The 23,428-nt window shown below is 72.9% G+C and carries 16 protein-coding genes, 3 tRNA genes and 4 pseudogenes; 14 read left to right on the forward strand and 9 right to left on the reverse strand.

All coding sequences use genetic code 11. The features are described from left to right. Positions 1-85 precede the first annotated feature (85 nt). Both OJ254_RS10125 and OJ254_RS10130 read left to right on the forward strand, forming a co-directional pair. Positions 86-1,447, forward strand: a complete 1,362-nt coding sequence (locus OJ254_RS10125; RefSeq protein ID WP_265362081.1) for a sensor histidine kinase — start codon at positions 86-88, stop codon at positions 1,445-1,447. Continuing rightward, positions 1,444-2,100, forward strand: a complete 657-nt coding sequence (locus tag OJ254_RS10130) for a response regulator (RefSeq protein WP_030414463.1) — start codon at positions 1,444-1,446, stop codon at positions 2,098-2,100. Before OJ254_RS10125 ends, OJ254_RS10130 begins: the two co-directional genes overlap by 4 nt. Before the next feature lie 183 nt (positions 2,101-2,283). Here the strand turns inward: OJ254_RS10130 and OJ254_RS10135 are convergent, their stop codons facing one another. Beyond that, positions 2,284-3,921: an ABC transporter permease gene (locus OJ254_RS10135; protein ID WP_265362082.1), complete on the reverse strand. Its 1,638-nt coding sequence runs from the start codon at positions 3,919-3,921 to the stop codon at positions 2,284-2,286. Further along, positions 3,918-4,862 (reverse strand): ABC transporter ATP-binding protein, encoded by a 945-nt coding sequence (locus OJ254_RS10140; protein ID WP_265362083.1) that lies wholly within the window; start codon positions 4,860-4,862, stop codon positions 3,918-3,920. Before OJ254_RS10140 ends, OJ254_RS10135 begins: the two co-directional genes overlap by 4 nt. A gap of 94 nt (positions 4,863-4,956) precedes the next feature. Between OJ254_RS10140 and OJ254_RS10145 the strand changes: the two are divergent. Then, a pseudogene (locus OJ254_RS10145) lies at positions 4,957-5,478 on the forward strand (GbsR/MarR family transcriptional regulator); the annotation flags it as partial. A gap of 257 nt (positions 5,479-5,735) precedes the next feature. Here OJ254_RS10145 and OJ254_RS10150 read toward each other — a convergent pair. Further along, positions 5,736-6,803, reverse strand: a complete 1,068-nt coding sequence (locus OJ254_RS10150) for a diacylglycerol kinase catalytic domain-containing protein (protein ID WP_265362084.1) — start codon at positions 6,801-6,803, stop codon at positions 5,736-5,738. 235 nt (positions 6,804-7,038) lie between these two features. On the opposite strand from OJ254_RS10150, the gene OJ254_RS10155 reads away from it, so the two are divergent. The 6 genes and pseudogenes from OJ254_RS10155 (at position 7,039) to OJ254_RS10180 (ending at position 13,694) form a co-directional block, all read left to right on the forward strand. Further along, the gene (locus tag OJ254_RS10155) at positions 7,039-8,325 is read left to right on the forward strand and encodes an adenylosuccinate synthase (protein ID WP_261956893.1); all 1,287 of its coding nucleotides are present in this window, start codon (positions 7,039-7,041) and stop codon (positions 8,323-8,325) included. Between the two features lie 438 nt (positions 8,326-8,763). Further along, a pseudogene (locus tag OJ254_RS10160) lies at positions 8,764-9,516 on the forward strand (RNA-guided endonuclease InsQ/TnpB family protein); the annotation flags it as partial. A 201-nt stretch (positions 9,517-9,717) separates the two neighbouring features. Next, positions 9,718-10,527 carry a VTC domain-containing protein gene (locus OJ254_RS10165; RefSeq protein ID WP_265362085.1) on the forward strand — a complete coding sequence of 270 codons (810 nt, stop codon included), beginning with the start codon at positions 9,718-9,720 and terminating at the stop codon, positions 10,525-10,527. A gap of 152 nt (positions 10,528-10,679) precedes the next feature. Continuing rightward, positions 10,680-12,050, forward strand: a complete 1,371-nt coding sequence (locus tag OJ254_RS10170; RefSeq protein ID WP_265362086.1) for an aspartate aminotransferase family protein — start codon at positions 10,680-10,682, stop codon at positions 12,048-12,050. A 185-nt stretch (positions 12,051-12,235) separates the two neighbouring features. Then, entirely contained in the window at positions 12,236-12,904 is a 669-nt protein-coding gene (locus tag OJ254_RS10175; RefSeq protein ID WP_265362087.1) for a GntR family transcriptional regulator, read from the forward strand. Between the two features lie 139 nt (positions 12,905-13,043). After that, entirely contained in the window at positions 13,044-13,694 is a 651-nt protein-coding gene (locus OJ254_RS10180; RefSeq protein WP_201811584.1) for a hypothetical protein, read from the forward strand. 249 nt (positions 13,695-13,943) lie between these two features. Here the strand turns inward: OJ254_RS10180 and OJ254_RS10185 are convergent. Then, a pseudogene (locus OJ254_RS10185) lies at positions 13,944-14,510 on the reverse strand (SLATT domain-containing protein); the annotation flags it as partial. 334 nt (positions 14,511-14,844) lie between these two features. Here OJ254_RS10185 and purD point away from each other — a divergent pair. From purD to OJ254_RS10200, 3 genes and pseudogenes are all read left to right on the forward strand, one after another. Next, positions 14,845-16,110, forward strand: a complete 1,266-nt coding sequence (gene purD / locus OJ254_RS10190) for a phosphoribosylamine--glycine ligase (RefSeq protein WP_265362088.1) — start codon at positions 14,845-14,847, stop codon at positions 16,108-16,110. Between the two features lie 345 nt (positions 16,111-16,455). Further along, positions 16,456-18,267 (forward strand): hypothetical protein, encoded by a 1,812-nt coding sequence (locus tag OJ254_RS10195; RefSeq protein ID WP_265362089.1) that lies wholly within the window; start codon positions 16,456-16,458, stop codon positions 18,265-18,267. Positions 18,268-18,473: 206 nt separating this feature from the next. Beyond that, positions 18,474-19,954 (forward strand): annotated as a pseudogene (locus tag OJ254_RS10200) (N,N-dimethylformamidase beta subunit family domain-containing protein). Positions 19,955-20,036: 82 nt separating this feature from the next. On the opposite strand, the gene OJ254_RS10205 reads toward OJ254_RS10200, so the two are convergent. Continuing rightward, on the reverse strand, positions 20,037-20,486 hold the full coding sequence (locus tag OJ254_RS10205) for a DUF2267 domain-containing protein (protein ID WP_265362090.1): 450 nt from the start codon (positions 20,484-20,486) through the stop codon (positions 20,037-20,039). A 266-nt stretch (positions 20,487-20,752) separates the two neighbouring features. Here OJ254_RS10205 and OJ254_RS10210 point away from each other — a divergent pair, with 266 nt between their 5' ends. Further along, positions 20,753-21,091 (forward strand): DUF3140 domain-containing protein, encoded by a 339-nt coding sequence (locus OJ254_RS10210; RefSeq protein WP_265362091.1) that lies wholly within the window; start codon positions 20,753-20,755, stop codon positions 21,089-21,091. Between the two features lie 87 nt (positions 21,092-21,178). Further along, positions 21,179-22,078 (forward strand): phosphoribosylaminoimidazolesuccinocarboxamide synthase, encoded by a 900-nt coding sequence (locus OJ254_RS10215; protein WP_265362092.1) that lies wholly within the window; start codon positions 21,179-21,181, stop codon positions 22,076-22,078. 71 nt (positions 22,079-22,149) lie between these two features. Here the strand turns inward: OJ254_RS10215 and OJ254_RS10220 are convergent. The 4 genes from OJ254_RS10220 to OJ254_RS10235 all read right to left on the reverse strand — a co-directional run bounded on the left by OJ254_RS10220 (position 22,150) and on the right by OJ254_RS10235 (position 23,302). Beyond that, positions 22,150-22,225 (reverse strand) — tRNA-Gly (locus OJ254_RS10220). Positions 22,226-22,643: 418 nt separating this feature from the next. Then, a tRNA-Gly gene (locus tag OJ254_RS10225) sits at positions 22,644-22,716 on the reverse strand. Between the two features lie 74 nt (positions 22,717-22,790). Beyond that, positions 22,791-22,862, reverse strand: a tRNA-Gly gene (locus OJ254_RS10230). Positions 22,863-22,981: 119 nt separating this feature from the next. Beyond that, positions 22,982-23,302 carry a histone-like nucleoid-structuring protein Lsr2 gene (locus OJ254_RS10235; protein ID WP_261956904.1) on the reverse strand — a complete coding sequence of 107 codons (321 nt, stop codon included), beginning with the start codon at positions 23,300-23,302 and terminating at the stop codon, positions 22,982-22,984. Positions 23,303-23,428: the final 126 nt, after the last annotated feature.

Genomic DNA, 23,428 nt, shown 5'->3' on the forward strand with positions numbered 1-23,428 from the left:
CGACCAGGTAGTACTTGAGACGGACCCCGGCAGATCCCCATTGGTGGGGACGCCCGGCGGTCCGTCTCTGCTTACCGTTGTCTGCGTGAACGAGAAGACCCAGTCGCAGAGCACCCTGCGCTCAGAGGCCCGGATAGCTCATGGTGCGCTGCATCGGCTGCGCCAGGACCTGTTCGTCGACGCCTTCGCCTTCCGCCCGATGCCGCCGCTGGAGGACGCCAAGGTGAACCGGTGGGTCCCGTGGCTGCCGGAACGGCTGCGGCACTGGGCGCGCTGGCTGCCGCACCTCTTCGTCAGCGGTTTCTCGGGGCTGGTCTTCCTGGCGAGCCTCACCATGTACCACGGCGTCGGGCCGGTGGCGGACGTCCTGGCCGCCGGCTTCAGCCTGCTGATCGCCGCCGCGCCGGCGATCACGCTCTTCCGGCCGGTGGGCGCCTTCTGGCTGTCGCTGAGTGCCTTCGGGGTGTCGGTGTTCGCCACCGCGGCGTTCTCCCCCTTCGCCAACTACTTCGCCGCCGCCCCCTTCGCGACCCTGATCGCCACGATGGTCCTCGTGGTGCTGCGCACCCGCCCGCGGCTGGCGGTGGAGATGTGGCTGGTCACCTTCTCGCTGGCGGCCGTGCTGACGGCGCTCACCGGCGGCGACCCGGGCGATGTGCCGCCGACGGCGGTCTTCGCCGGAGTGGTGCTGATCTCCGCCGCCGCGGTCCGTGCCTGGCGCGAGGAGCGCCGGCAGGTCGTCGAGACGCAGACCGTGACCGCCGAGGAGCGGTCCCGGCGCACGCTGCTGGAGGAGCGCGCCCTGATCGCCCGTGAGCTGCACGACGTGGTGGCCCACCACATGTCCGTGATCGCCATCCAGGCCGAGGCGGCCCCGTACCGGGTCGAGAACACCCCGCCCGAGCTCGCCACGTCCTTCGCCACCATCCGCGAGAACGCCGTCGCCGCGCTCACCGAGCTCCGCCGCATCCTGGGCGTGGTCCGTTCCGAGGACCCGGACGCGTTCAGGGAGGTCGACCCGGAGGCCCCGCAGCCGACCCTGGCCAGCCTCGATGCGTTGCTGGACAGCGTCCGCGGCGCCGGCCTGACCGTCGAGGCGGTGATCGTCGGTGCGCCGCGTCCGCTGCCGCAGGGCGTGGAGCTCTCCGCGTACCGGATCGTGCAGGAGGCGCTGAGCAACACGCTGCGCCATGCGCCGGGTGCCGACGCCCGGGTGGAGATCTCCTACGTGCTCGGCGGGCTCGGCCTGCGGATCGTCAACGGCGCCCCGAGCCGGCTGGCCAAGCCCTCCCCGGGCGCGGGACATGGTGTGCTGGGCATGCGCGAGCGGGTGCAGATGCTGGGCGGCGAGATGACCGCCGACCACACCGAGGACGGCGGCTTCGAGGTCGCGGCGTTCATCCCGGTCGCCCCGTCCGAGACCACCGCCAAGGGAGGTGCGGCATGATCCGGGTGCTGATCGTCGACGACCAGGTGATGGTCCGCGAAGGGTTCTCCGTCCTGCTCAACGCCATGCCGGACATCGAGGTCGTCGGGGAGGCCGTGGACGGCCGCCAGGCGGTGCGGAAGGTCGCGGAGCTCAAGCCCGATGTCGTCCTGATGGACATCCGCATGCCGGAGATGAACGGTCTGGACGCGACCCGCGAGATCGTCGCCGCCGACGCGGACGCCAAGGTCCTGGTCCTGACCACCTTCGATCTGGACGAGTACGTCTACCAGGCGCTGCGCGCCGGGGCCAGCGGCTTCCTGCTGAAGGACGCCTCGGCCGGCCAGCTCGCCGAGGGCGTGCGGATCGTCGCCTCCGGCGAGGCCCTGCTGGCCCCGACCGTCACCAAGCGCCTGATCTCCGAGTTCTCCCGGCTGGGGACGCCCCGCGCGCCCGCCCAGGAGCGCATCGCCGATCTGACGGAACGCGAGACCGAGGTACTGGTGCTGGTCGCCCAGGGCCTGTCGAACGGAGAGATCGCGGCCCATCTCGTCGTCGCCGAATCGACGGTGAAGACGCACGTCAGCCGCATCCTGGTGAAGCTCGGCCTGCGCGACCGCACGCAGGCGGCGGTGTTCGCGTACGAGGCGCGGCTGGTGACACCCGGCGCCTGACCCCACCGCGATCCACAGCCTGTGGACACGAGTACGCCGCCGGAGTCCGCTACAGCTCCGGCGGCGTACGGCTGTGGGGGTGTTTCACGTGAAACGGCGGCGTACGTCGGCGGGTTGGTGTTTCACGTGAAACGGCGGCCTACGCCCGCGGGTGGCCGTTTCACGTGAAACCGCCGGGCGGGATCAGCCGATGTCCCGCCGGCGGAAGCCGGCCAGGCCGGCGGCGAGGAAGACGGCGGAGAGGGCCAGCAGCCAGACGAACGGGGCCGCGGTGGCCTCCGTGCCCGGGAGCTTGGGCAGGTGGCCGTAGGGCGAAAGGTCCATGGCCCACTGGGGGAACTTCAGCGCCGGGCCGATCCAGCCGAGCGCCAGGCAGCCGCCGACCACCGCCCACACGGCCGTGGTGGCCCGGGGCAGCAGCCCGAAGGCCAGCACCGCCAGGCCGGTGAGCGTCCAGACCGCCGGGACCTGGGCGAGCGCCGCGGCCAGCACCGGCCCCACCCGGCCCAGGTCGCCGACCGAGATGCCGTACGAGACGCCCAGCGCCAGCCCGCCGAAGCCGAGGACGACGGCCGTGCCGGCGTAGGCGACGGCCAGATGGCCGGCGGCCCAGCGGAGCCGGCCCACCGCACCGGCCAGCACCGGTTCGGCCCGGTCGGCGGTCTCCTCGCCGCGCAGCCGGAGCACCGCACCGGCCGCGTAGATCGCGGCGACCATGCCGAGCATGCCGACCATCGTGGCCAGGAAGGCGTCGGTCAGCCGCGCCTGCCCGCCCATCCGCTCGAAGATCTCGCGGGTCTGCTGGTTGCCGCCGACCATGTCGGTCGCGCCCCTCGCGATCCCGCCGAAGACCGCGCCGGCGCACACATAGCCGAGCGTCCAGCCGCCGAGGGTCGTCCGCTGCAGCCGCCAGGCCAGACCGAACGGGCCGGCCAGCGTGCGCGGGGCGACCGCCGGACCGGGCCGGGCGGGCAGGAAGCTCATGCCGAGGTCGCGGCGGGCGGTCAGCGCGTAGGCGGCGGCGACGGTGAGCGCGGTGCCCGCCAGGAAGAGCAGCACCACCCACCAGCGCTCGTCGGCGTACGCCCGCAGGTTCTCCGCCCAGCCGAGCGGTGAGGCCCAGGTGAGCGGGGAGCCGGCGGTGCCGTCGGCGGCATCGCCCGCGCCGCGCAGCGCGAAGGCGAGGCCGAGCACCGCGCCGGACAGCCCCTTGGCCATCCGGGCGCTCTCGGTGAGCTGGGCGGCGATGGCGGCCAGTCCGGCGAAGAGCATGCCGGTGCCGCCGATGGCGAGCCCGAGGGCCAGCGAGCCGGCGGCCGGCCGGCCGGACCGGGCGAGCCCCGCCGCGATCAGCACGACGAGTACGGTGTTGGCGAGCAGCGCCGCCAGCAGGGCCGCGGTCAGTGGTGCCCGGCGGCCCACCATCGCCGCGGACAGCAGCTCCTGACGACCCGTCTCCTCCTCCTCGCGGGTGTGCCGGACGACGATCAGCAGGCTCATCACCGCGGCCAGCACCGCCCCGAACCCGGCCATCCGCCAGGCGATCAGGCCGCCGAGGGAGTCGCTGAAGACGGGGCCGTACAGCGCCCGCAGCGAGCCGTTGGCGGTCATCGAGCCGGCCAGTTCGGCGCGCTCGGCGGAGGTGTCGTAGAGCGCCTCGAAGGACGAGCCCATGCTCGCCACGACCAGGCCGAGGCCGAGCACCCAGGCCGGGATCATCACCCGGTCGCGGCGCAGGGCGAGCCGCAACAGGGCGCCGGTACCGGCCAGTTGGCGGGAGCGGGCGGTGCCGGCGGGCACCGCGGCGGCCACGGCGGTCATCGGGCGACCGCCGTCCGGTCGCGGTCGGCCCCGCCCCGTACGTCGTCCTGGTAGTGCCGCAGGAACAGCTCTTCCAGGGTGGGTGGGGTGCTGGTCAGGCTGCGCACCCCAGAGGTGCCCAGCGACCGCAGCACGGCGTCGAGCTTGTCGGTGTCGACCTGTAGCCGGACCCGGTGTCCCTGGACGTCCAGGTCGTGGACACCGGGGAGCGCGGCCAAACCATTGGGGGGACCCGCCAGTTCGGCCACGATCGACGTGCGGGTCAGGTGCCGCAGCTCGCCGAGCGACCCGGACTCGACCGTCCGCCCCTTGCGGATGATGCTGACCCGGTCGCAGAGCGCCTCGACCTCGGACAGTACGTGGCTGGAGAGCAGTACCGTACGGCCGCGGTCGCGCTCCTCGGCGACGCAGTTCTGGAAGACCTCCTCCATCAACGGGTCGAGCCCGGAGGTCGGTTCGTCGAGGATGAGCAGGTCGACGTCGGAGGCGAAGGCGGCGACCAGGGCGACCTTCTGCCGGTTGCCCTTGGAGTAGGTGCGCCCCTTCTTGGTCGGGTCGAGCTCGAAGCGCTCGATGAGCTCGGCACGGCGCCGCGCGTCCAGTCCGCCGCGCAGCCGCCCGTACAGATCGATGACCTCGCCGCCGGAGAGGTTGCGCCACAGGGTGACATCGCCGGGGACGTAGGCGATGCGGCGGTGCAGCGCAACGGCGTCGTGCCAGGGGTCGCGGTCCAGGAGCCGGACGGTGCCGCGGTCGGCGCGCAGCAGGCCGAGCAGCACGCGGATGGTGGTGGACTTCCCGGCGCCGTTGGGCCCGAGGAAGCCGTGCACCTCGCCGGCCTCGACGGTGAGATCGAGGCCGTCCAGCGCGTGGGTCCGCCCGAAGGCCTTGTGGAGACCGTCCACCCTGATCGCGGGAGCGGGAGCGATTGGCTTGGTCATGCTTTGGAAGCTACGCGTGTTTCACAAATTTGTGAAGTTAAGAAACCGTATAAAGTTGAGCGGGGTGGCGTTGATCAGGGGAGAGGATGCGGACATGAGCAATGCGCGACGTGCGGCCGGTACGGACGGCGGCGACGGGCGGCGGGCTGCCGACCCCCGCGCCCCCCAGGCGATCTCCCAGTTCGTCGAACGGTTCGCGGCCCAGCTGGTGGACGCCGGCATGGCCCGCATGCCGGCCCGCGTCTTCGCCTGCCTGCTCGCCTCCGACTCCGGCGTGCTGACCTCCGCCGAGCTCGGCGAACGGCTCCAGATCAGCCCGGCCGCGGTCTCCGGCGCGGTGCGCTACCTCTCCCAGGTCGACATGATCAGCCGCGAGCGCGAGCCCGGCTCCCGCCGCGACCGCTACCGCGTCCACAGCGACCAGTGGTACGAGGCGCTGACCCGCCGGGAGAACGTGCTCGCCCGCTGGGAGGGCACGCTGCGCGAGGGCGTCGACAGCCTCGGCCCGGACTCCCCGGCCGGCCGCCGGCTCAACGAGACCCTGGTCTTCTTCGCGTTCCTGCAGAAGGAGCTGCCCGTCCTGCTGGACCGCTGGCGCGACCACCGCGACGAACTGCGCGCGGGCTACGACGCCCCGAGGGCTGAGCGCCGCGGCGGCCGGCGGCCACCCGCCTCAGCCTCGCCGCCCGCCCGCTGGGCCCACTACCCGGAGCCTCGGTCCCGCCGCCCGCCCGCTCGACCACTACCCGGAGCCTCGGTCCCGCCGCCCGCCCGCTCGACCACTGCCCGGAGCCTCGGTCCCGACGTCCGCCCCTGGCCCACCGCCCGGAGCCTCGGTCCCGCCGCCCGCCGTTCACCCCCGCCGCCCGCCGTTCACCCCCGCCGCGGCAGCTGCAGTCGCCAGGCCCCCGGTTGCACCGTCCACGTACGGGTCCGCACCGGGCCGCCGACCACCGCGTCCGCCCGGTAGTGGAAGTCCGCGCCGGACACCGTCACGGCCCGCGCCCGGGCCCGTACCGGATGCCCGCCGCCCGGCCAGTGCACCACGACCTCGGCCAGCTCCCCGCCGCCGTCCCGGCCGTCGCCGACACCCTCGCCGCGACCGCTCCCGGCCCCCGGCCACCCCGCCCCGGCCTGCCCGCCCGGCACCACCGACACCCCGCGCACCGGCCGGTCCAGGTCCGCCAGCAGCACCCCGTCCGCCTCGATCCGCAGCCGCTGCCCCGGCACCCGCACGCGCCGGCCGCCCGCCGCCCCGGCCTCCGTACGGGACGACCCCCAGCGCCCGGACGCCGGTGCCAGCAGCGCCAGCGCGGTCCGCGCGGTCCGGGCGGCCGGCCCCCACCACGGCCGGGGCCCGTCGGCGCCCACCACGGCCGGCGACCCGTCCGCCCCGGAAGGCCCCGCGCCCTCCGCGCCCGTCGCGGGCTCCCCGGCGTCCACCGGCCCGGCCGCACCCGGCACGAACACCCGGCGCCCCGGGCCGGCCGCCGCGCGCCGCCCGCCGTTCCGTCCGCCGTCCCGCCCGCACGGGATCCGCAGCCCGCCCAGCACGATCCCACCGCTGTCGTCCGTCAGCAGGTCCATCGCACGCTCCGCACCGTCCAGCACCGTCCGCGCCGCGGCGACGGTGTCCTGCGGGACGCCCAGCGAGCGGCTCAGCGCCACCGCGGCCGGCGCCCCCACCGGGACCATCGACACCGGCACCCCGGCCAGCTCCCGCTCCCTGTGCAGCAGCCCCACGACCCGCAGCAGCGCCCGGTCGTCGCCGATCACCACCGGCCGCCGCTGCCCCCGCCGGGCCAGCGCCCGCGCGAACTCCTCCGGCCCCTCCGGCAGGCAGATCTTCGCCCCCGAACCCCCCGCGCCCGCACACAGCACATCCCGCGCGATCCGGACAGACTCCCCGTCCGTACTGCGCGCGACCGGATCGATGACCACGAGCAGGGGTACCCCCGAACGGAGTCCACGGGAGAGTGCCCAGAAGCCTGCGCCGACACCTCGGTCCTTCCTCAGGTAGCATCTCGGTGCAAGAGCCCCTTGCGCTATTGCGCCAGGGGCTTCGTCTATTCCGGGGCACCGGTTCGACGGCTGCAGCGATGACGGACGCGTGAACACGCAACGCCACGCCATCCACGCACGTTGGACATGCCCCGCCCGGAAGGGGTGTACGCCTGTGCCCGCACTTGTGCTGCTCGGTGCTCAGTGGGGTGATGAGGGCAAGGGGAAGGCCACCGACCTGCTCGGTGGATCCGTCGATTACGTGGTGCGCTACCAGGGCGGCAACAACGCCGGCCACACGGTCGTCGTGGGCGACCAGAAGTACGCGCTGCATCTCCTCCCCTCCGGAATCCTCTCGCCGGGGTGTACCCCGGTCATCGGCAACGGTGTCGTCGTCGACCCGGCGGTCCTGCTCTCCGAGCTGAGCGGACTCAACGAGCGCGGCGTCGACACGTCCAAGCTGCTGCTCAGCGGTAACGCGCACCTGATCACGCCGTACAACATCACCGTCGACAAGGTGACGGAACGGTTCCTCGGCAAGCGGAAGATCGGCACCACCGGCCGCGGCATCGGCCCGACCTACGCCGACAAGATCAACCGCGTCGGCATCCGCGTCCAGGACCTCTACGACGAGTCGATCCTCACGCAGAAGGTCGAGGCGGCGCTCGACGTCAAGAACCAGCTGCTGACCAAGCTCTACAACCGCCGCGCCATCGAGGCCGGCCAGGTCGTCGAGGAGCTGCTGGGCTATGCCGACCAGATCAAGGGCTACGTCGCCGACACCACCCTGATCCTCAACAAGGCCCTCGACGACGACAAGGTCGTCCTCTTCGAGGGCGGCCAGGGCACGCTGCTGGACATCGACCACGGCACGTACCCCTTCGTCACCTCCTCGAACCCGACCGCGGGCGGCGCCTGCACGGGCGCGGGCGTGGGCCCGACGAAGATCAACCGGGTCATCGGCATCCTGAAGGCGTACACCACCCGCGTCGGCGCCGGCCCGTTCCCGACCGAGCTCTTCGACGAGGACGGCGAGGCGCTGCGCCGCATCGGCGGCGAGCGGGGCGTCACCACCGGCCGCGACCGCCGCTGCGGCTGGTTCGACGCGGTCATCGCCCGCTACGCGACCCGCGTGAACGGCCTGACCGACTTCTTCCTCACCAAGCTCGACGTCCTCACCGGCTGGGAGCAGATCCCGGTCTGCGTGGCGTACGAGATCGACGGCAAGCGCGTCGAGGAACTCCCGTACAGCCAGAGCGACTTCCACCACGCGAAGCCGATCTACGAGACGCTGCCCGGCTGGTCCGAGGACATCACCAAGGCGAAGTCCTTCTCCGACCTGCCGAAGAACGCCCAGGCGTACGTCAAGGCACTGGAGGAGATGTCCGGCGCCCCGATCTCCGCCATCGGCGTCGGCCCCGGCCGCGACGAGACGATCGAGATCAACTCGTTCCTGTCATAGGGACCGCTTGCGTCAAGGGCCCGCGCCCGTCTTCCCGACGGATGCGGGCCCTTGTGTTTTCCTGCACTCGAACGGGTGATTCGTCATGAAACGCTTGTCCGGGCCTGGCTATGCCCGGCAATCTGGTTTTCGTCCGGCAAGGAGTGCAGCAGGTGGTTGTGGTCGAGCGCATGCCTCAGGTGGAGGGGACTTCGAGGCGATTACCTCCGCCGCGCCCGAGACCGTCACCGGCTTCCTCCGGCGATGCCCCGGCCTTCAGGTCGGGGTGCGGGTGGTGCCTCTCCATCGCCAGGGTGATGCATCGTCCGGCTGTCGCGGCGGTGGGCGGCCCATAAAATCCAGGGATCTCAACTACCGTACTCACCAACGAGGTTGAGGGCTATGACGACGCAAGTGCAGTCAACTGAAGGGGTCGGGCATGCCCGGTAGACCTATCGTCTGCGGGTGTCGGCGAGTGCTCGCGCCGCGCTGGGTGGCGAGTGGGATCGGTGTCGGTGGGTGTGGAACGAGTGTGTTGCACGCTCGAAGAAGGCCCACGCCGAAGGTGAGAAGTGCGGTCCGGCGCGGCTGGACATGACGCTGACCGAGGCTCGTGCCCGCACGCCGTGGCTGCGCGAGGGCAGCTCGGTTCCTCAGCAGCAGCTCATACGCGACTTCGGCAAGTCCCGCGCCAAAGCGCTCAAGGATTTCAAGGCCCGGTTGCCGATGCGGCAGCGGGCCGGGATGCCCAAGCACAAGAAGAAGCGCGAAGCCTTGCCGACGCTGAATTACACCCGGCGCGGCTTCCGACTCAAGGACGGGCGTCTGCACCTGGCCGGCGGTGTCGTGGTGCGCGTGGTGTGGTCGCGGGACCTGCCCAAGCCGCCGTCCAGTGTCCGCGTGTATCGGGACAGTCTCGGCCACTGGTACTGCTCATTCGTCGTCCCTGTGACTACCGAGGCGCTGCCCGCGACGGGCCGGGACATCGGTATCGACTGGGGCGTGAAGGAGACTGCAACCACCACGTCCGACGACCACGACCTTGCCCATGCGCAGCACGGCAAGACTGCCGCGCAGAAGCTTGCCCGGTATCAGCGCATGATGGCCCGCAGGAAGCCCAAGCACGCGCAGGCCGTATCGAAGGGCTACCGCTCGGCGAAGCGGCAGACCGCCAAGCTTCACAAGAAGATAGCCCGGCAGCGAAGAACTACGTGCGCTGACGGCGCGGGACAGGGGTCGCTTTCTCCCTCTGTCTTTGTGGCCCCGAACGTGGCCGATTCCCGGCGTTGTGGATGCCGAATTCCGTGTGGCGGAACTTGGCGCGGTTGTGGAACGTAGAACCAGCACGCGCACAGCCCGTTCGTCCGCATCCGCACGATCGTCCGTCCCCGTCCCGCCCGCCGAGGAGACCGTGTGATTCCCGCGTTACGAGCCCTCGCCCGCGCCGCCATGGCCGCCCGCCCCGTACCGCTCGCCGACGTCCAGGCACGGGCCGAACTCCTCACCCGCTTCGGACACAGTTATCTCGTCCCGGTCGAGGTCTTCGCCGCCTTGGCCGCCGAATTGACCGACCGGCGCCGGCCCGGTGGTCCGTTCGCCGTGCTGTGCATCAACGGGCGGCGTTGGTTCCGCTATCGCTCGGTCCACTACGACACCCCTGACCTGCGCTTCTTCCACGATCACCGGGCGGGCGGCCGGCCCGGCTACCTGATCCGCGAGCGGCGTTACGAGGACACCGGGGAGCGGCAGTTCGAGATCAAGCTCAAGGGGAGGCGCGGCGAGACGGTCAAGCACCGGCAGCCGCTGCTGCCGGGTGACGAGCCCCTCGGCGCGGCCCCCCGCGGCTTCCTCGCCTCCGTGCTGGACCGTTCGTTCGGCATCGCCGCCCCCGCCGACCTGGGCCACTGTCTGGAGACCGCCTACACCCGGACCACCTTCGTCGCGGACGGCCAGCGCATCACCTGCGACGCGGCGCTGCTCTGCCGGGACCTGACCACCGACCGCACCGTACGGGCCGACGGCGGGCTGGTCCTCGTCGAGACCAGGACCACCGGCCGGCCGACCGCGGCCGACCGGCTGCTGCACGGCCACGGCGTCCGGGCAGCCGACTTCACCAAGTACCTCGGCGGGCTGTCGGCCCTCCGCCCGGAGCTGACCGCCGCGCACTGGCGGCGCGCGGTGCGGACGGCCTTTCCGGCGGCGGGCGGGCGCGCGGTCCCGTAGCTTCCTCCAGACCGTAGACAGTGTGTCCGTGGGCGTGGTGAGCGCCATACAGACTGTCGGTACCGGTGCGCGGATCGTGATCCTTACGCTGGGAGACGTTCGCCGTGCCCATCCCTCGGCGGACCCGAGCGACCCGATCCGAGGTACTGACCGTGACCACGACGCACCCCTCTCCCGCCGCCGATCCCGCCGCCGGGGCGGCGGTCAAGGCCGCCGACCGCGCCCACGTCTTCCACTCCTGGTCCGCGCAGGGCCTGATCGACCCGCTGCCGATCGCCGGCGCCGAGGGGTCGTACTTCTGGGACTACGACGGCAACCGCTACCTCGACTTCTCCTCCCAGCTGGTCAACACCAACATCGGCCACCAGCACCCCAAGGTCGTCGCGGCGATCCAGGAGCAGGCCGGGAAGCTGTGCACGCTCGCGCCCGGGTTCGCCGTGGACGTACGGTCCGAGGCCGCCCGGCTGATCGCCGAGCGGACCCCCGGTGACCTCGACAAGATCTTCTTCACCAACGGCGGCGCCGAGGCCGTGGAGAACGCCGTCCGGATGGCCCGGCTGCACACCGGCCGCGCCAAGGTGCTGTCCGCCTACCGCTCGTACCACGGCGCGACCGCCGCGGCGATCAACCTGACCGGTGACCCGCGCCGCTGGCCCTCCGACACCGCCTCGGCCGGCGTGGTCCACTTCTGGGGCCCGTTCCTGTACCGCTCGCCGTTCCACGCGGAGACCGAGCAGCAGGAGTGCGAGCGCGCGCTGGCGCACCTGGAGCAGACCATCGCCTTCGAGGGGCCGCAGTCGGTCGCCGCGATCATCCTGGAGACCGTCCCGGGCACCGCCGGCATCATGGTCCCGCCGGCCGGCTACCTCGCCGGCGTCCGCGAGATCTGCGACCGCTACGGCATCGTGTTCATCCTCGACGAGGTCATGGCCGGCTTCGGCCGGACCGGCGCGTGGTTCGCCGCCGACCAGTTCGGCGTCACCCCCGACCTGCTCACCTTCGCCAAGGGCGTCAACTCCGGCTACGTCCCGCTGGGCGGTGTCGCGATCAGCGCCGAGATCGCCGCGACCTTCGACACGCGGCCGTACCCGGGCGGACTGACGTACTCCGGCCACCCGCTGGCCTGCGCCTCCGCCATCGCGACGATCAACGCCATGGCCGAGGAGCGGATCGTGGAGAACGCCGCCGAGATCGGCGAGAAGGTCATCGGGCCGGGCCTGCGCGCGATCGCCGAGCGGCACCCGTCCGTCGGCGAGGTCCGCGGCCTGGGCGTCTTCTGGGCCCTTGACCTGGTCAAGAACAAGGAGACCCGCGAGCCGCTGGTGCCGTACAACGCGTCCGGCGCGGCCAACGCCCCGATGGCCGAATTCGCCGCGGCCTGCAAGCGCGGCGGGCTGTGGCCGTTCGTCAACATGAACCGCACCCACGTCGTCCCGGCCTGCACGATCACCGAGGCCGAGGCCAAGGAGGGCCTGACCGCCCTCGACGAGGCGCTGACCGCGGCCGACGCGCACACGCACTGAGGCCCGCCCGCAGTGCTGGGCGCCGACGCGCACACGCACTGAGGCCACGACCCGCAGTGCAGAGCGCCGACGCGCACGCCACCGCCTGAGCGGCCGCCGTGCGGAGCGGCACCCCGCGGCCCTCGCCTATGGTTGGCGGGGGCCGCTGCCACCCGCGGTCAGGGACGGCGAAGGAGACGCACACGATGGCGGCCGGCGGAGACAGCACAGTCATACGTCGCAGCACCCTGCGTCAGCAGATCGCCGACGCCCTGCGCGACGAGGTCCTGGCGGGCCGGCTGCCGTGCGGCCACCCGTTCACCGTCAAGGAGATCGCCGAGCAGTACGGCGTCTCCGCCACCCCGGTCCGCGAGGCGCTGCTCGACCTCTGTGCCCAGGGGCTGCTCGACGTCGAACAGCACCGCGGCTTCAAGGTCCACGCCTTCACCGCCGACGACTTCCGGGCCATGGTCGAGGCCCGCACCCTGGTCATCGAGGGGATCTTCCGCAGCGGCGCCGAGGAGGCGCTCGCCGCCACCCCCGCCGAGGTGCTGATCTCCATCCGGCGCCGCGCCGACGAGGCCGAGCGGGCCGCCCGGGCCGGCGACCTGGACGTGCTCATCGGCTACGACCTGCGGTTCTGGCGCGAGCTCGGCAACATCGTGAACAACGCCTACATCAGCGACTTCCTGGACCGGATCCGGGTCCAGACCTGGATGTACGCGGTGCCGCTGCTGCGCCGCGCCCCCGACCTCACCAACCGCCTCTGGCACGGCCACTGCGCCCTGGCCGACTCCCTGGTCCGGCGCGACCTGTCCACCGCCCAGCGGCTGATCGCCGAGTACAACGCGCACGCCCTGGCACTGGTCCGGTAGCCCGCGATCGTCCTGCGCGCCCGCTCTCGTCGGATGGCGCCGCGGGCACTACGCTGTCCCGACTCGGCCGTAATGGGCCGCACCCGTAGCTGTGCGTGCGCCGGTGTCCCCGTCCCCGACCGGAAGCGAGTCCTCACCCGTGGCATGTGACCTGTGGCTGGTACCCCTCGTCGATGTGCTGTGCCACAGCCCCGACAACCCGTTCTCCGAAGAGATCGCCGCCTACGACAAGGCCCTGACGGAAGCGGGACTGCCACCGGTCCCGGTCTTCAGCTACATGCCGGGCCTGTCCGGGGACGTCGCCCCCATCGCCGGCTTCGACTACGACGCACTGCACTTCCTGCGCCGCGCCTACCTGCTGCGGCTGTGCGGCCTGGAGGTCACCCCGGTCGACGAACTGGGCGGTGACTACGAGCAGTTGCTGGAGATGTTCGAGACCACCGCGCAACAGTCCCACCTGGTCTGGCACTACGACCACGCGGGCGCGTACGTCCCGGTCGACTTCCCGCATCCGCTCGCCAACGACGAACTGCTGGAGGGCGGCGGCCCGTTGGGATCCTCGCACGGTCTGCTGCGGGACCTGGAACTGGTTGCGCCATCCCTGGGTATCGATCCGGCCAATCCGCCGGCCGCGCCGGAGCCGCCGGCCGGGCCGACCTCGCTGGAGGAGCGGGCCGGTGCGGTGCCCCTGGACGACGGCCCGTTCGCCCGGGAGCGCCATGTCTGGCTCGGTCTGCACGCGGCGGCCACCCGCAGCCTGGGCCAGGGCTCGATGATCGTCTTCAGCTGATCCGGAGGGGCGGCGGTTCCGGTGGGGCGCGCCGTGCCGCCGCCCCGTCCGCCGCGTCGCCGCCCCGCCCGCCGTCGCCGTCCCGCCTTCCTCAGCGCGGCGGTTCCGGCGGCCGCTGGCGCGGCATGTTGGGGCGGCCGCGGTGCGGCAGCGCGTACCGGCCGGGGGCCCCGCGTGCTCCTGGCGGGGGGCCGCCCACGGCGTCATGGACTGCGTGGCCCGCGGCACCGGACCGGTGCGGAACTCCGCCATCCAGTCGGCCGTCTCGGCCCGCACCAGCTCCCCGAGGTCCTCGTTGAACCGCCGGAGCAGCCCCAGACAGCGCTCGGCCGCCTCGCCCGCGGTGCCCTCCGTCGGGCCGAGCACCTCGCGCACGCCCTCCGCCGCCCAGTCGAACTGCAGCGCCTCCAGCCGTCGGTGGATCGCCTGCGCGGTCGCCAGGTCCCGCATCCAGCCGGCTGTCACCCCGAAGTAGCGGTCGCAGCCCACGCACACCGCGGCCAGCAGCAGCGACAGGCAGCCCCAGGGCGCCCCGCCCTCCCAGACCGCGGCCAGGTCCAGCAGCGGCAGCACCCCGCCCACCGTGACCCCGGCGGCGGCGCCCAGCCGGAGCGCCCGGGCGCCCCGGCGCTTGGCCAGCCGGTCGTGCAGGTACCAGTCGGCGGCCCGCAGCGCGCCGTCCTCGGTCCAGAGGTAGAGCGCGTCGAGGCGGTCGCCCGGGTCGCCCCAGCCGCCCGCGGGAAGGCCCGCCGGCGACGTCCTGGCGGGCCCGGCCGCGGACGCCGTACCGGCGGAGCGGGCGGCCGTCCTGCGCAGGGGGCCCCTCGGGCTGCATCTCCGGCTGACTCACCCGTGCACTCCCTCTCTGCGCGCTCTACGGAACGGATACCTGCGGTGCCTGCGATGGGACCCCTCCCATGCCTTTCGGGCTGCGGGGAGTACGGGAGGACCGTCGCGCGCCGCCCCCTTCCTACCGCCGAACGGCTGGCCTCAGCTCCAAGATCACGCTATTTCCGCCCAGAAGTGGTGCGAGGTCGGGTAGAGGACGACGGAGGATCTCACCCGAAAGAGGGCCGCCGCGGCGTCGGACGGTTTCCGGTCGGCCCGTCCGCCGTCCGGCCGCCCGGCCCACTCGTCTAGGCTGCGTGTCGTGAAGGTCCTCGTCATCGGCGGCGGCGCCCGCGAACACGCCCTGTGCCGCTCTCTGTCCCTCGACCCCGACGTCACCGCGCTGCACTGCGCCCCCGGCAACGCCGGCATCGCCGAGGTGGCCGAATTGCACCGGGTCGACGCCCTCGACGGCCGGGCCGTCGCCGACCTGGCCGCGAGCCTGGAGGCCGACCTGGTCGTCGTCGGTCCCGAGGCCCCGCTGGTGGCGGGCGTCGCGGACGCGGTCCGCGAGCGCGGCATCCCGGTCTTCGGCCCGTCGGCCGACGCCGCCCAGCTGGAGGGCTCCAAGGCCTTCGCCAAGGACGTGATGGCCGCCGCGGCCGTCCCGACCGCCCGCAGCTACGTCTGCACCACCCCCGAAGAGATCGACGAGGCCCTCGACGCCTTCGGTGCGCCGTACGTGGTCAAGGACGACGGGCTGGCGGCCGGCAAGGGCGTCGTGGTGACCGACGACGTCGACCTGGCCCGCGCCCACGCGCTGGCCTGCGACCGCGTGGTGATCGAGGAGTTCCTCGACGGCCCGGAGGTGTCGCTCTTCGCGATCACCGACGGCGAGACCGTCGTCCCGCTCCAGCCCGCCCAGGACTTCAAGCGCGCCTACGACGGCGACGAGGGCCCCAACACCGGCGGCATGGGCGCGTACAGCCCGCTGCCCTGGGCCGACCCGAAGCTGGTCGACGAGGTCATGGCGAGCGTGCTGCAGCCCACCGTCGACGAGCTGCGCCGCCGCGGCACCCCGTTCTCCGGTCTGCTCTACGCGGGCCTGGCGATCACCTCCCGCGGGGTCCGGGTGATCGAGTTCAACGCCCGCTTCGGCGACCCGGAGACCCAGGTCGTCCTGGCCCGCCTCAGGACGCCGCTCGGCGGCCTGCTGCGGGCCGCCGCCACCGGCAACCTCGCCGCGCTGCCGCCGCTGCGCTGGAGCGACGACGCGGCCGTCACGGTCGTCATCGCGTCCCACAACTACCCGGACACCCCGCGTACCGGCGACGTCATCGAGGGCCTGGCCGAGGTCGCCGCGCAGGACGCCCCGGGCGCCTACGTGCTGCACGCCGGCACCAAGCTCGACGAGGCCGGCGCGGTGCGCAGCGCGGGCGGCCGGGTGCTGTCCGTCACCGCCGCCGGGGCCGACCTCGCCACCGCCCGTGAGCGTGCCTACCGGGCCGTCGGCCGGATCTCCCTGGACGGTTCCCAGCACCGTACGGACATCGCCGCCAAGGCCGCCGCGGAGGCCCCGGGCGCCTGAGACGCCCGCGCCGTGGGCCCGCGCCCCCGGGCACACGGCGCTCCGCCGCAGGTTCCCGGCTTTGCCCAAAGCCATTCCATCGAGTGACCACGCCAGATTCCGGCTGACGAGACGGAGCCCCCCAACTAGGGTGCCGCGCAAGCGTCCTGCGGCCGCCGCGTCCGATACCGGTGCGGTGGCCACGGGGACGTCCGGCAAGTGGCTCACCGGCATTGCGATGTCAGTGGCCGGTGCCAGAGTGGTGGTGAGTGAGCTCGCTCGCACCACAACGCGCAATGTTCGAAGGCGTCCGTCCACTGTTCTCTCCGTCCGGCTCCATCAGGACAGCAGGGGGTGTACAGGCTCGTGGCAAGTCCGGAAACAGGCGTCCTGGCGGCGCGTGCCCGTGCCCTCGCCGTGCTGCGGGTCCGCGGCGCCGCGCTGGCCGTGGCGCTGCTGCCCGCAGCGGTGGCGGTGGTGCTGGCCGTCGGCCGCGCGACCGGCCGTATCGGCGCGGGCTGGGATCCGGCCGGCTGGGTGGCCGGCGGGCTCGCGCTGGTCAGCCTGCTCCTGGCCGCGCTGGTAGGGGCGGTGGTCGCGCGCGCCCGGCCGGCGCTCAGCCCCTCCGTGCCGATCGAAGAGGAATCCGCCCCGGACCTCTACCGCCTCGTCCGTGACCTGGCCGACCGGCTGGAGGTCCCGGCGCCGTCCGCCATAGCCCTCACCCCGGACTGCGACAGCTGGCTGGAGGACCGTACGCACCGCGCGCACGGCCCGCCGCGCGGCGCCGGGGGGCCCGAGCCCGGTGCCGGGCGCCGGTCCGCCGCCCCGGTCCTGGTGATCGGCTCGCCGTTCCTGTGGTGGATGCGGGTCGCCGAGCTGCGCGCCCTGCTCGCCCCCGTGGTGGCCGGCACGGGCCCGTCCGCCCATCCGGACATAGCGGCCGCCCGCCGCTTCATCCGCGGCCTGGACGCCGCCGTCGCGGTCGCCGCCCGGGCCCGGGGCCCGCTGCGCGGCCCCGCCCTCCGCTTCGCCGGCCGGGTGGCCCGGCTGCTGCTCCGCGCCTGCCGCGAACACGCCACGATCATGGAGCGGGCCGTCGCGGCCGCCGCCTCCGAGCGCGCCCAGAGCGTCGACTACGGCCTGCGGATCGTCGCCCAGGAGCAGGTCGGCCTGGCCTACGCGGGCTGGGACCGGCTGCTGACCCGGGTCGCGCTGCCCGCCTGGCGGATGGGCCGCTGGCCGTCCCGCCTGGACGCCGGCGTGGTCTCCGCGCTCACCGAGCTCTCCCGCCGGGACCGCCTCGCCGACGGCTTCGCCTCCCGGCTGGGCGAGCGCCCCGCCTGCGACCTCCTGGAGGAGCCCGGCGCCATCGACCGCGCCGCCTCCCTGCTGGCCGCCCGCCTCTTCCACGGCGGCCCGGCCGAGGCCGGCCCCGACTGGTCACCGGTCGGCTGGAACCAGTACCCGGAAGAGGTCGTGGACCGGAAGTGGCGCCTGGAGGCCGCCCGCCTCCACCGCGTCCTCGACGACCTGCCGGCCCCGGCGCTCGGTCCCGCGCCGGCCACGCCCCCGGTGGAGCCGTCCCCCGCCCCGTCCTTCTCGTACGCCGGCAGCCCGGCCGGTCCGCCCGCGGGCCGCGGCGGCCCGGCGGACCACCGGCCCGGCGACGGGCGCCCCGGCGGCCCGCCGTCCGCGCCCGCGCCGCCGCCGGGCCCGACGCTCGACCGGGTCATCGACCGGCTCGCCCATGACGTGCAGGCCGGCGACCTGGTCGCCGCCCGGCTGGGCGCGGAGGTCGAGCGCGAGGAGCGCGAGGAGGCGGCCCGCCAGGCCGCCCGCGGCAGCCTGGCCGAGGACGCCGCGGTGGGCGTGGCCTGGGGCGACGGCCTGGCCGAGGGCGGCCTGCCGCTCTTCCCGCTGCAACCGCCCCGTACGGGCCGGGAGCTGCTCGCCGACCACGTCACGGCCATGGTCTGCTGCGCCGCCGTGGACACCGCCGGCGCGGTCCCCGGTCTGGACTGGCTCGACGGCCCGGCGCTGCTGGTCGACGGGGCCCGCCGGGCCGACCTGGGCAGCCCGGTCCTCAGCCTGGTCGACGACGGCGACGCGGGCCCGCTCCGCGGCTGGCTGACCACGGTCGGCGTGCGTCCGGAGAAGCCCGTCCGCCTGGTGTGAGCCGGGGCCGTGCAGGGCCCCGCCGCACCGGCTGAATGTTCCCCTCCAGTTCGTGATTCGGAGCCAAGGGCATCTAAATTCACGACGAAGGGTGACGAAGTGAGTGCGTAATGTGATGTGCTGGGGCGCGGCCGGGTTCACCCAGCCGGACGCAACACCGGCCCGATCGGCCGCGGCCGGTGGGGGACGCGGGAGGGGAGTGGAAGATGGCGACGGAACACATCAGGCGCTGGGAATCGGGCGCCCTCGCCCACGCGGTCACGGACCCGTTCGGGCAGGGCCCGCTGCCCTGGCTGCGCGGCAGCGAGAACTACTTCGACTCCGGCCGCATCATCCCCTGGTACGTCGACCCCGCCGTGGCCCAGGGCGATCTGCGGGCGCCCGCGCCCCGCAAGCTCAACGGCCCGCGCACCGCCGATGACGTCCACGGCCAGATCAAGGGCTTCGCCGACACCGGCGCGGTGTCGCCCGGCGAGGCCATCGACTTCCGGGTCTCGGTCGATCCGCCCCAGCCGTTCAGCATCGACGTCTACCGCATCGGCCACTACGCCGGCACCGGCGCCTCCAAGATCACCACCAGCCCCCGGCTGTCCGGCATCGTCCAGCCGCCCCGATGGCCGCCGGCCGCACCGTCTCCTGCCACCACTGGTGGCAGTCCTGGCGCCTCCAGGTCCCCGCGTTCTGGCGGCTCGGCGCCTACGTCGCGGTCCTGACCACCGCCGACGGCTGCCGCTCCCACATCCCCTTCACGGTCCGCGACGACCGCCCCGCCGACCTCCTGCTGCTCCTGCCCGACATCACCTGGCAGGCGTACAACCTCTTCCCCGAGGACGGCCGTACGGGCGCCAGCCTGTACCACGCCTGGGACGAGAAGGGCGCCCTGCTCGGCGAGCAGGACGCCGCCACCACCGTCTCCTTCGACCGCCCCTACGCCGGCGCCGGCCTCCCCCTCCACGTCGGCCACGCCTACGACTTCATCCGCTGGGCCGAGCGCTACGGCTACGACCTCGCCTACGCCGACGCCCGCGACCTGCACGCCGGCCGGGTCGATCCGTCCCGCTACCGCGGCCTGGTCTTCCCCGGCCACGACGAGTACTGGTCGGTCCCCATGCGCCGCACGATCGAGCTGGCCCGGGACACCGGCACCTCCCTGGTCTTCCTCTCCGCCAACACCATGTACTGGCAGGTCGAGCTCGCCCCGTCCCCCTCGGGCAGCCCCGATTCCCTGCTCACCTGCCGAAAACGCCAGGGCCCCGGCCGCCCCGCCCTGTGGCGCGAGCTCGGCGACCCCGAGCAGCGGCTGATGGGCATCCAGTACGCCGGCCGGGTCCCCGAGCCGGCCCCGATGATCGTCCGCAACGGCGACCACTGGCTCTGGGAGGCCACCGGCGCCCACGAAGGCGACGAGCTCCCCGGCCTGGTCGCCGGCGAGGCCGACCGCTACTTCCCGCGCACCAGCCTCCCCGACCACACCCGCCGCATCCTGCTCGCGCACTCCCCGTACCGCGACGGCGAAGGCACCCGCCGCCACCAGGAGACCTCCCTCTACCGCGCCCCCAGCGGCGCCCTGGTCTTCGCCTCCGGCACCTTCGCCTGGTCCCCCGCCCTGGACCGCCCCGGCCACGTCGACGAACGCGTCCAGCGCGCCACCGCCAACCTCCTCGACCGGATCTGCAAACGAGACTAGGAGCCGCGCTGCGCCGGACCACGCGCCCCGTACGCGGCCGGGCGGGCCCGAAGGCCCGCCCCGCGCGGGGTCCGTGGTCGTCTCAGGCGTCCTCCGCCCTGGTGGTGGGCAGCAGCTCGCGGATGTCGTGCGGCAGCGAGTGGCTCAGCCGCTCCATCAGTTCCGGGGCCAGCGCGGCGTCCAGCACCTCGAAGACCGCCGCCGCCTCCTGGAGGGCCGCCTGCTCGGAGACCCCGCCGCGCCAGGCGACCCGTGCGGCGAAAACCGTGAGGTCGAAGCGCTCGCCGTCGCCCGGAGGGGCCGCCCCGCCCCGTTCCGCCGAAGGTCCGGTGGAACCCCCGGCCTGCTGTGGCTCCCGGGTCAGATGGCCCGCCAATTCGTGCGGCAACTGCGCCGCGACGTGCCGGGCCAGCCCGGAGGGCACCCGCTCGGCCACCGTCTCCAGCGTCGAACGAACCGCTCGTTCCGCCGCCCCCCGGTCCGGCAGTGAGGCGCGCTCCTGCACCAGAGCGAGGAACTCGTGATGCTGCATGGTTCTGCCTCCCTTCCCAGCCGTCGCCTACCCGGCGTCCGCGCCACCCATCGCGGGCGGGGTGGACCTTCGGGAGGAATAGCCGCTTCCGCGTGGCCCGTACCGCCGCCGCCCCGCAATCCACCTCAAGAGCTCAACCCGCCGTCCGCCCGCCCCACCCGAGAGGACACCCCTTCCTCCCGCCCCTTTCTTCCGTGTTTGTCGTCACGGAACGCCGGGAACCCAACGACAGATCCCGACCCACGGCCGACTTCTGGAGGCATCTCATGGCGGAGTCCGGGCCCGTGAGCGACACGCTCTGGGACGAGTTCCACGCCCTGGTCAATATGACCTCGCGCGAGCTGCGGGACTGGCTGAGCACCGACGCGGCGGGCGAGGAGACCGAGGAGGTCCCCGACCGGGCCGGCAAGCGCACCGGCCGCCGGGTCCTGGGAATCCTGGGCAAGCGCCGCACCGACCTCACGGAGGACGACGTACGGATCATGGAGCAGGTCTGCGACACCGTCCGTTCCCAGCGGGACGCCTCCCGCGACCCCCGGGCCGGCGGCGACTCCTGGCGTCACGGCCTGATGAGCATGGGCCACGACCCCCTCAAGCCGGCCTAGGCGAGCACCCCCACCCCTGCGACAGCGACGTACCTCGGCGTACGGGAGAATCGGTACGACTCCTGGATCAACCTACGCGGAGGAAGCGTGTCCGGTTTTGTAGAAAAGCCTGAGCCCGTGGAGGTCCCGGGGCTCACCCACCTCCACACCGGCAAGGTGCGCGACCTCTACCAGAACGCCGCCGGTGAACTGATCATGGTCGCCAGCGACCGCCTGTCCGCCTACGACTGGGTGCTGCCCAGCGAGATCCCCGACAAGGGCCGGGTGCTCACCCAGCTCTCCCTGTGGTGGTTCGACCAGCTCTCGGACCTGGCCGCCGACCACGTGCTGTCCACCGAGCTCCCGCCCGGCGCCCCGGCCGACTGGGCCGGCCGCACCCTGGTCTGCAAGTCGCTGCGCATGGTCCCCGTCGAGTGCGTGGCCCGCGGCTACCTCGCCGGCTCCGGCCTCGTCGAGTACCGCGACACCCGTACGGTCTGCGGCCTGGCGCTCCCCGAGGGCCTGGACGACGGCTCCGAGCTCCCCGCGCCGATCTTCACCCCCGCGACGAAGGCCGCGGTCGGCGACCACGACGAGAACGTCTCCTACGAGGAGATCGCCCACCAGGTCGGCGCCGAGACCGCGGCCCAGCTCCGCCAGCTCACCCTGGCCGTCTACGCCCGGGCCCGCGACATCGCCCGCGAACGCGGACTGATCCTGGCGGACACCAAGTTCGAGTTCGGCTTCGACGGCGACACCCTCATCCTGGCCGACGAGGTCCTCACCCCGGACTCCTCCCGCTACTGGCCCGCCGACCAGTGGCAGCCCGGCCGCCCCCAGCCGTCCTTCGACAAGCAGTACGTCCGCGACTGGCTGACCTCGCCCACCTCCGGCTGGGACCGGCACGGCGAGCAGCCGCCGCCCGCCCTCCCGCAGGAAGTCATCGAGCGCACCCGCGCCAAGTACATCGAGGCGTACGAGCGCCTCACCGGCCTGAGCTGGTCGTAACGGCCGCCGGACGCCCGGCCGGACACAAAAGGAGAGAGCCCCCGGTCACCGACCGGGGGCTCTCCCTTTCGTGGAGCGGACGACGAGGCTCGAACTCGCGACCTCAACCTTGGCAAGGTTGCGCTCTACCAACTGAGCTACGTCCGCATGCTCCGTGCCGAGCTCCTGTTTCCAGTCGCCTACCGCGCGGTGCGGGCTCCACTATAGCCAACCCCGAGGGCTAGCCGGGACCGCCACCGCAGGACGTATCACCCTCGCCCGGCTCCCACCGGAACCGAGGGCGGCCGACGCGCACCGGCTCCCCGCGCCGGCGGAACACCGGGGACTCGACTTCTTGACCGCCAACTCCCGGCCGGCGAAACCGTTTCCGCCGGGAAGGCCCGAAGAACGGTCCGGACCTTCTCGCCGGTCATGCCCGGAACCCGGAAAACGATCTGCGGGCCGACCCGCCCTCTCGATCACTTGGCTCCGTGACATCCGTCACGCCAATTCCCGCAGATCACGATTCCGGGCGGCGGTGGGAAATGCAGAAGGCCCCGGTCACAAGGACCGGGCCTTCATTCTGAGCGGACGACGAGGCTCGAACTCGCGACCTCAACCTTGGCAAGGTTGCGCTCTACCAACTGAGCTACGTCCGCAGGCATCCACTCGGCTTTCACCGGTGGCGCGACAGCTACTCTACCTGATCCAAAGGACTGGTCGAGACTGTCAGAGCGGGTGACAGGGATTGCACACTGCGCCTCCCCCTTGGAAAGGGGGCGCTCTACTACTGAGCTACACCCGCGTGACTCCTCGGGGCCCGGCCTTTCGGCCTCGCCCCTCGGCGTGCTCCAGACTCTAGCTGATCAGTAGGGGTGCTGTGCAAGTCGGCTGCGCCCGGGCCGGCGGACGCCGGCAAGTCGGTTAGTGGTTCGCCGCGTTGAAGGCCTCGTAGACCTTCTTGGGGATCCGGCCGCGCGGCGGGACGTCCATCTGGTGCGAGCGGGCCCAGGCGCGGACGGCGGCCGGGTCGGGGTTCACCGCGGTCCGGGTGTAGGCCTTGCCGGACTTGGCCCGCTTGCGGCCGGCCTCGACGAAGGGAGCGAGGGCACCGCGCAGTTTCTTCGCATTGGCGGGATTGAGGTCGATCTCGTACGACTTCCCGTCCAATCCGAAGGCGACCGTCTCTGCGGCTTCTCCTCCGTCGATGTCATCGGAGAGCGTTACTACTACGCGCTGCGCCACGGATATCGGTCCTTTCGTGGAGCGACCCCGTGTTGACGTGGGGTGATGCTCCGGATCCGGCTGATTGGGATCAATGCTTTTTCATTTGTACAGCGATGGGCATTGCATTGTGAAGCCCAGTTAATT

It is taken from the genome of Streptomyces endophytica (genome assembly GCF_026153355.1).
Lineage (GTDB): Bacteria > Actinomycetota > Actinomycetes > Streptomycetales > Streptomycetaceae > Streptomyces > Streptomyces endophytica.

Bases quoted from the DNA above. Each gene is read 5' to 3' on its own strand.
- OJ254_RS10130 (WP_030414463.1), top strand. From the start codon at position 1,444: ATGATCCGGGTGCTGATCGTCGACGACCAGGTGATGGTCCGCGAAGGG.
- OJ254_RS10135 (WP_265362082.1), bottom strand. From the start codon at position 3,921: ATGACCGCCGTGGCCGCCGCGGTGCCCGCCGGCACCGCCCGCTCCCGC.
- OJ254_RS10140 (WP_265362083.1), bottom strand. From the start codon at position 4,862: ATGACCAAGCCAATCGCTCCCGCTCCCGCGATCAGGGTGGACGGTCTC.
- OJ254_RS10175 (WP_265362087.1), top strand. From the start codon at position 12,236: ATGGCGGCCGGCGGAGACAGCACAGTCATACGTCGCAGCACCCTGCGT.
- OJ254_RS10205 (WP_265362090.1), bottom strand. From the start codon at position 20,486: ATGCAGCATCACGAGTTCCTCGCTCTGGTGCAGGAGCGCGCCTCACTG.
- OJ254_RS10210 (WP_265362091.1), top strand. From the start codon at position 20,753: ATGGCGGAGTCCGGGCCCGTGAGCGACACGCTCTGGGACGAGTTCCAC.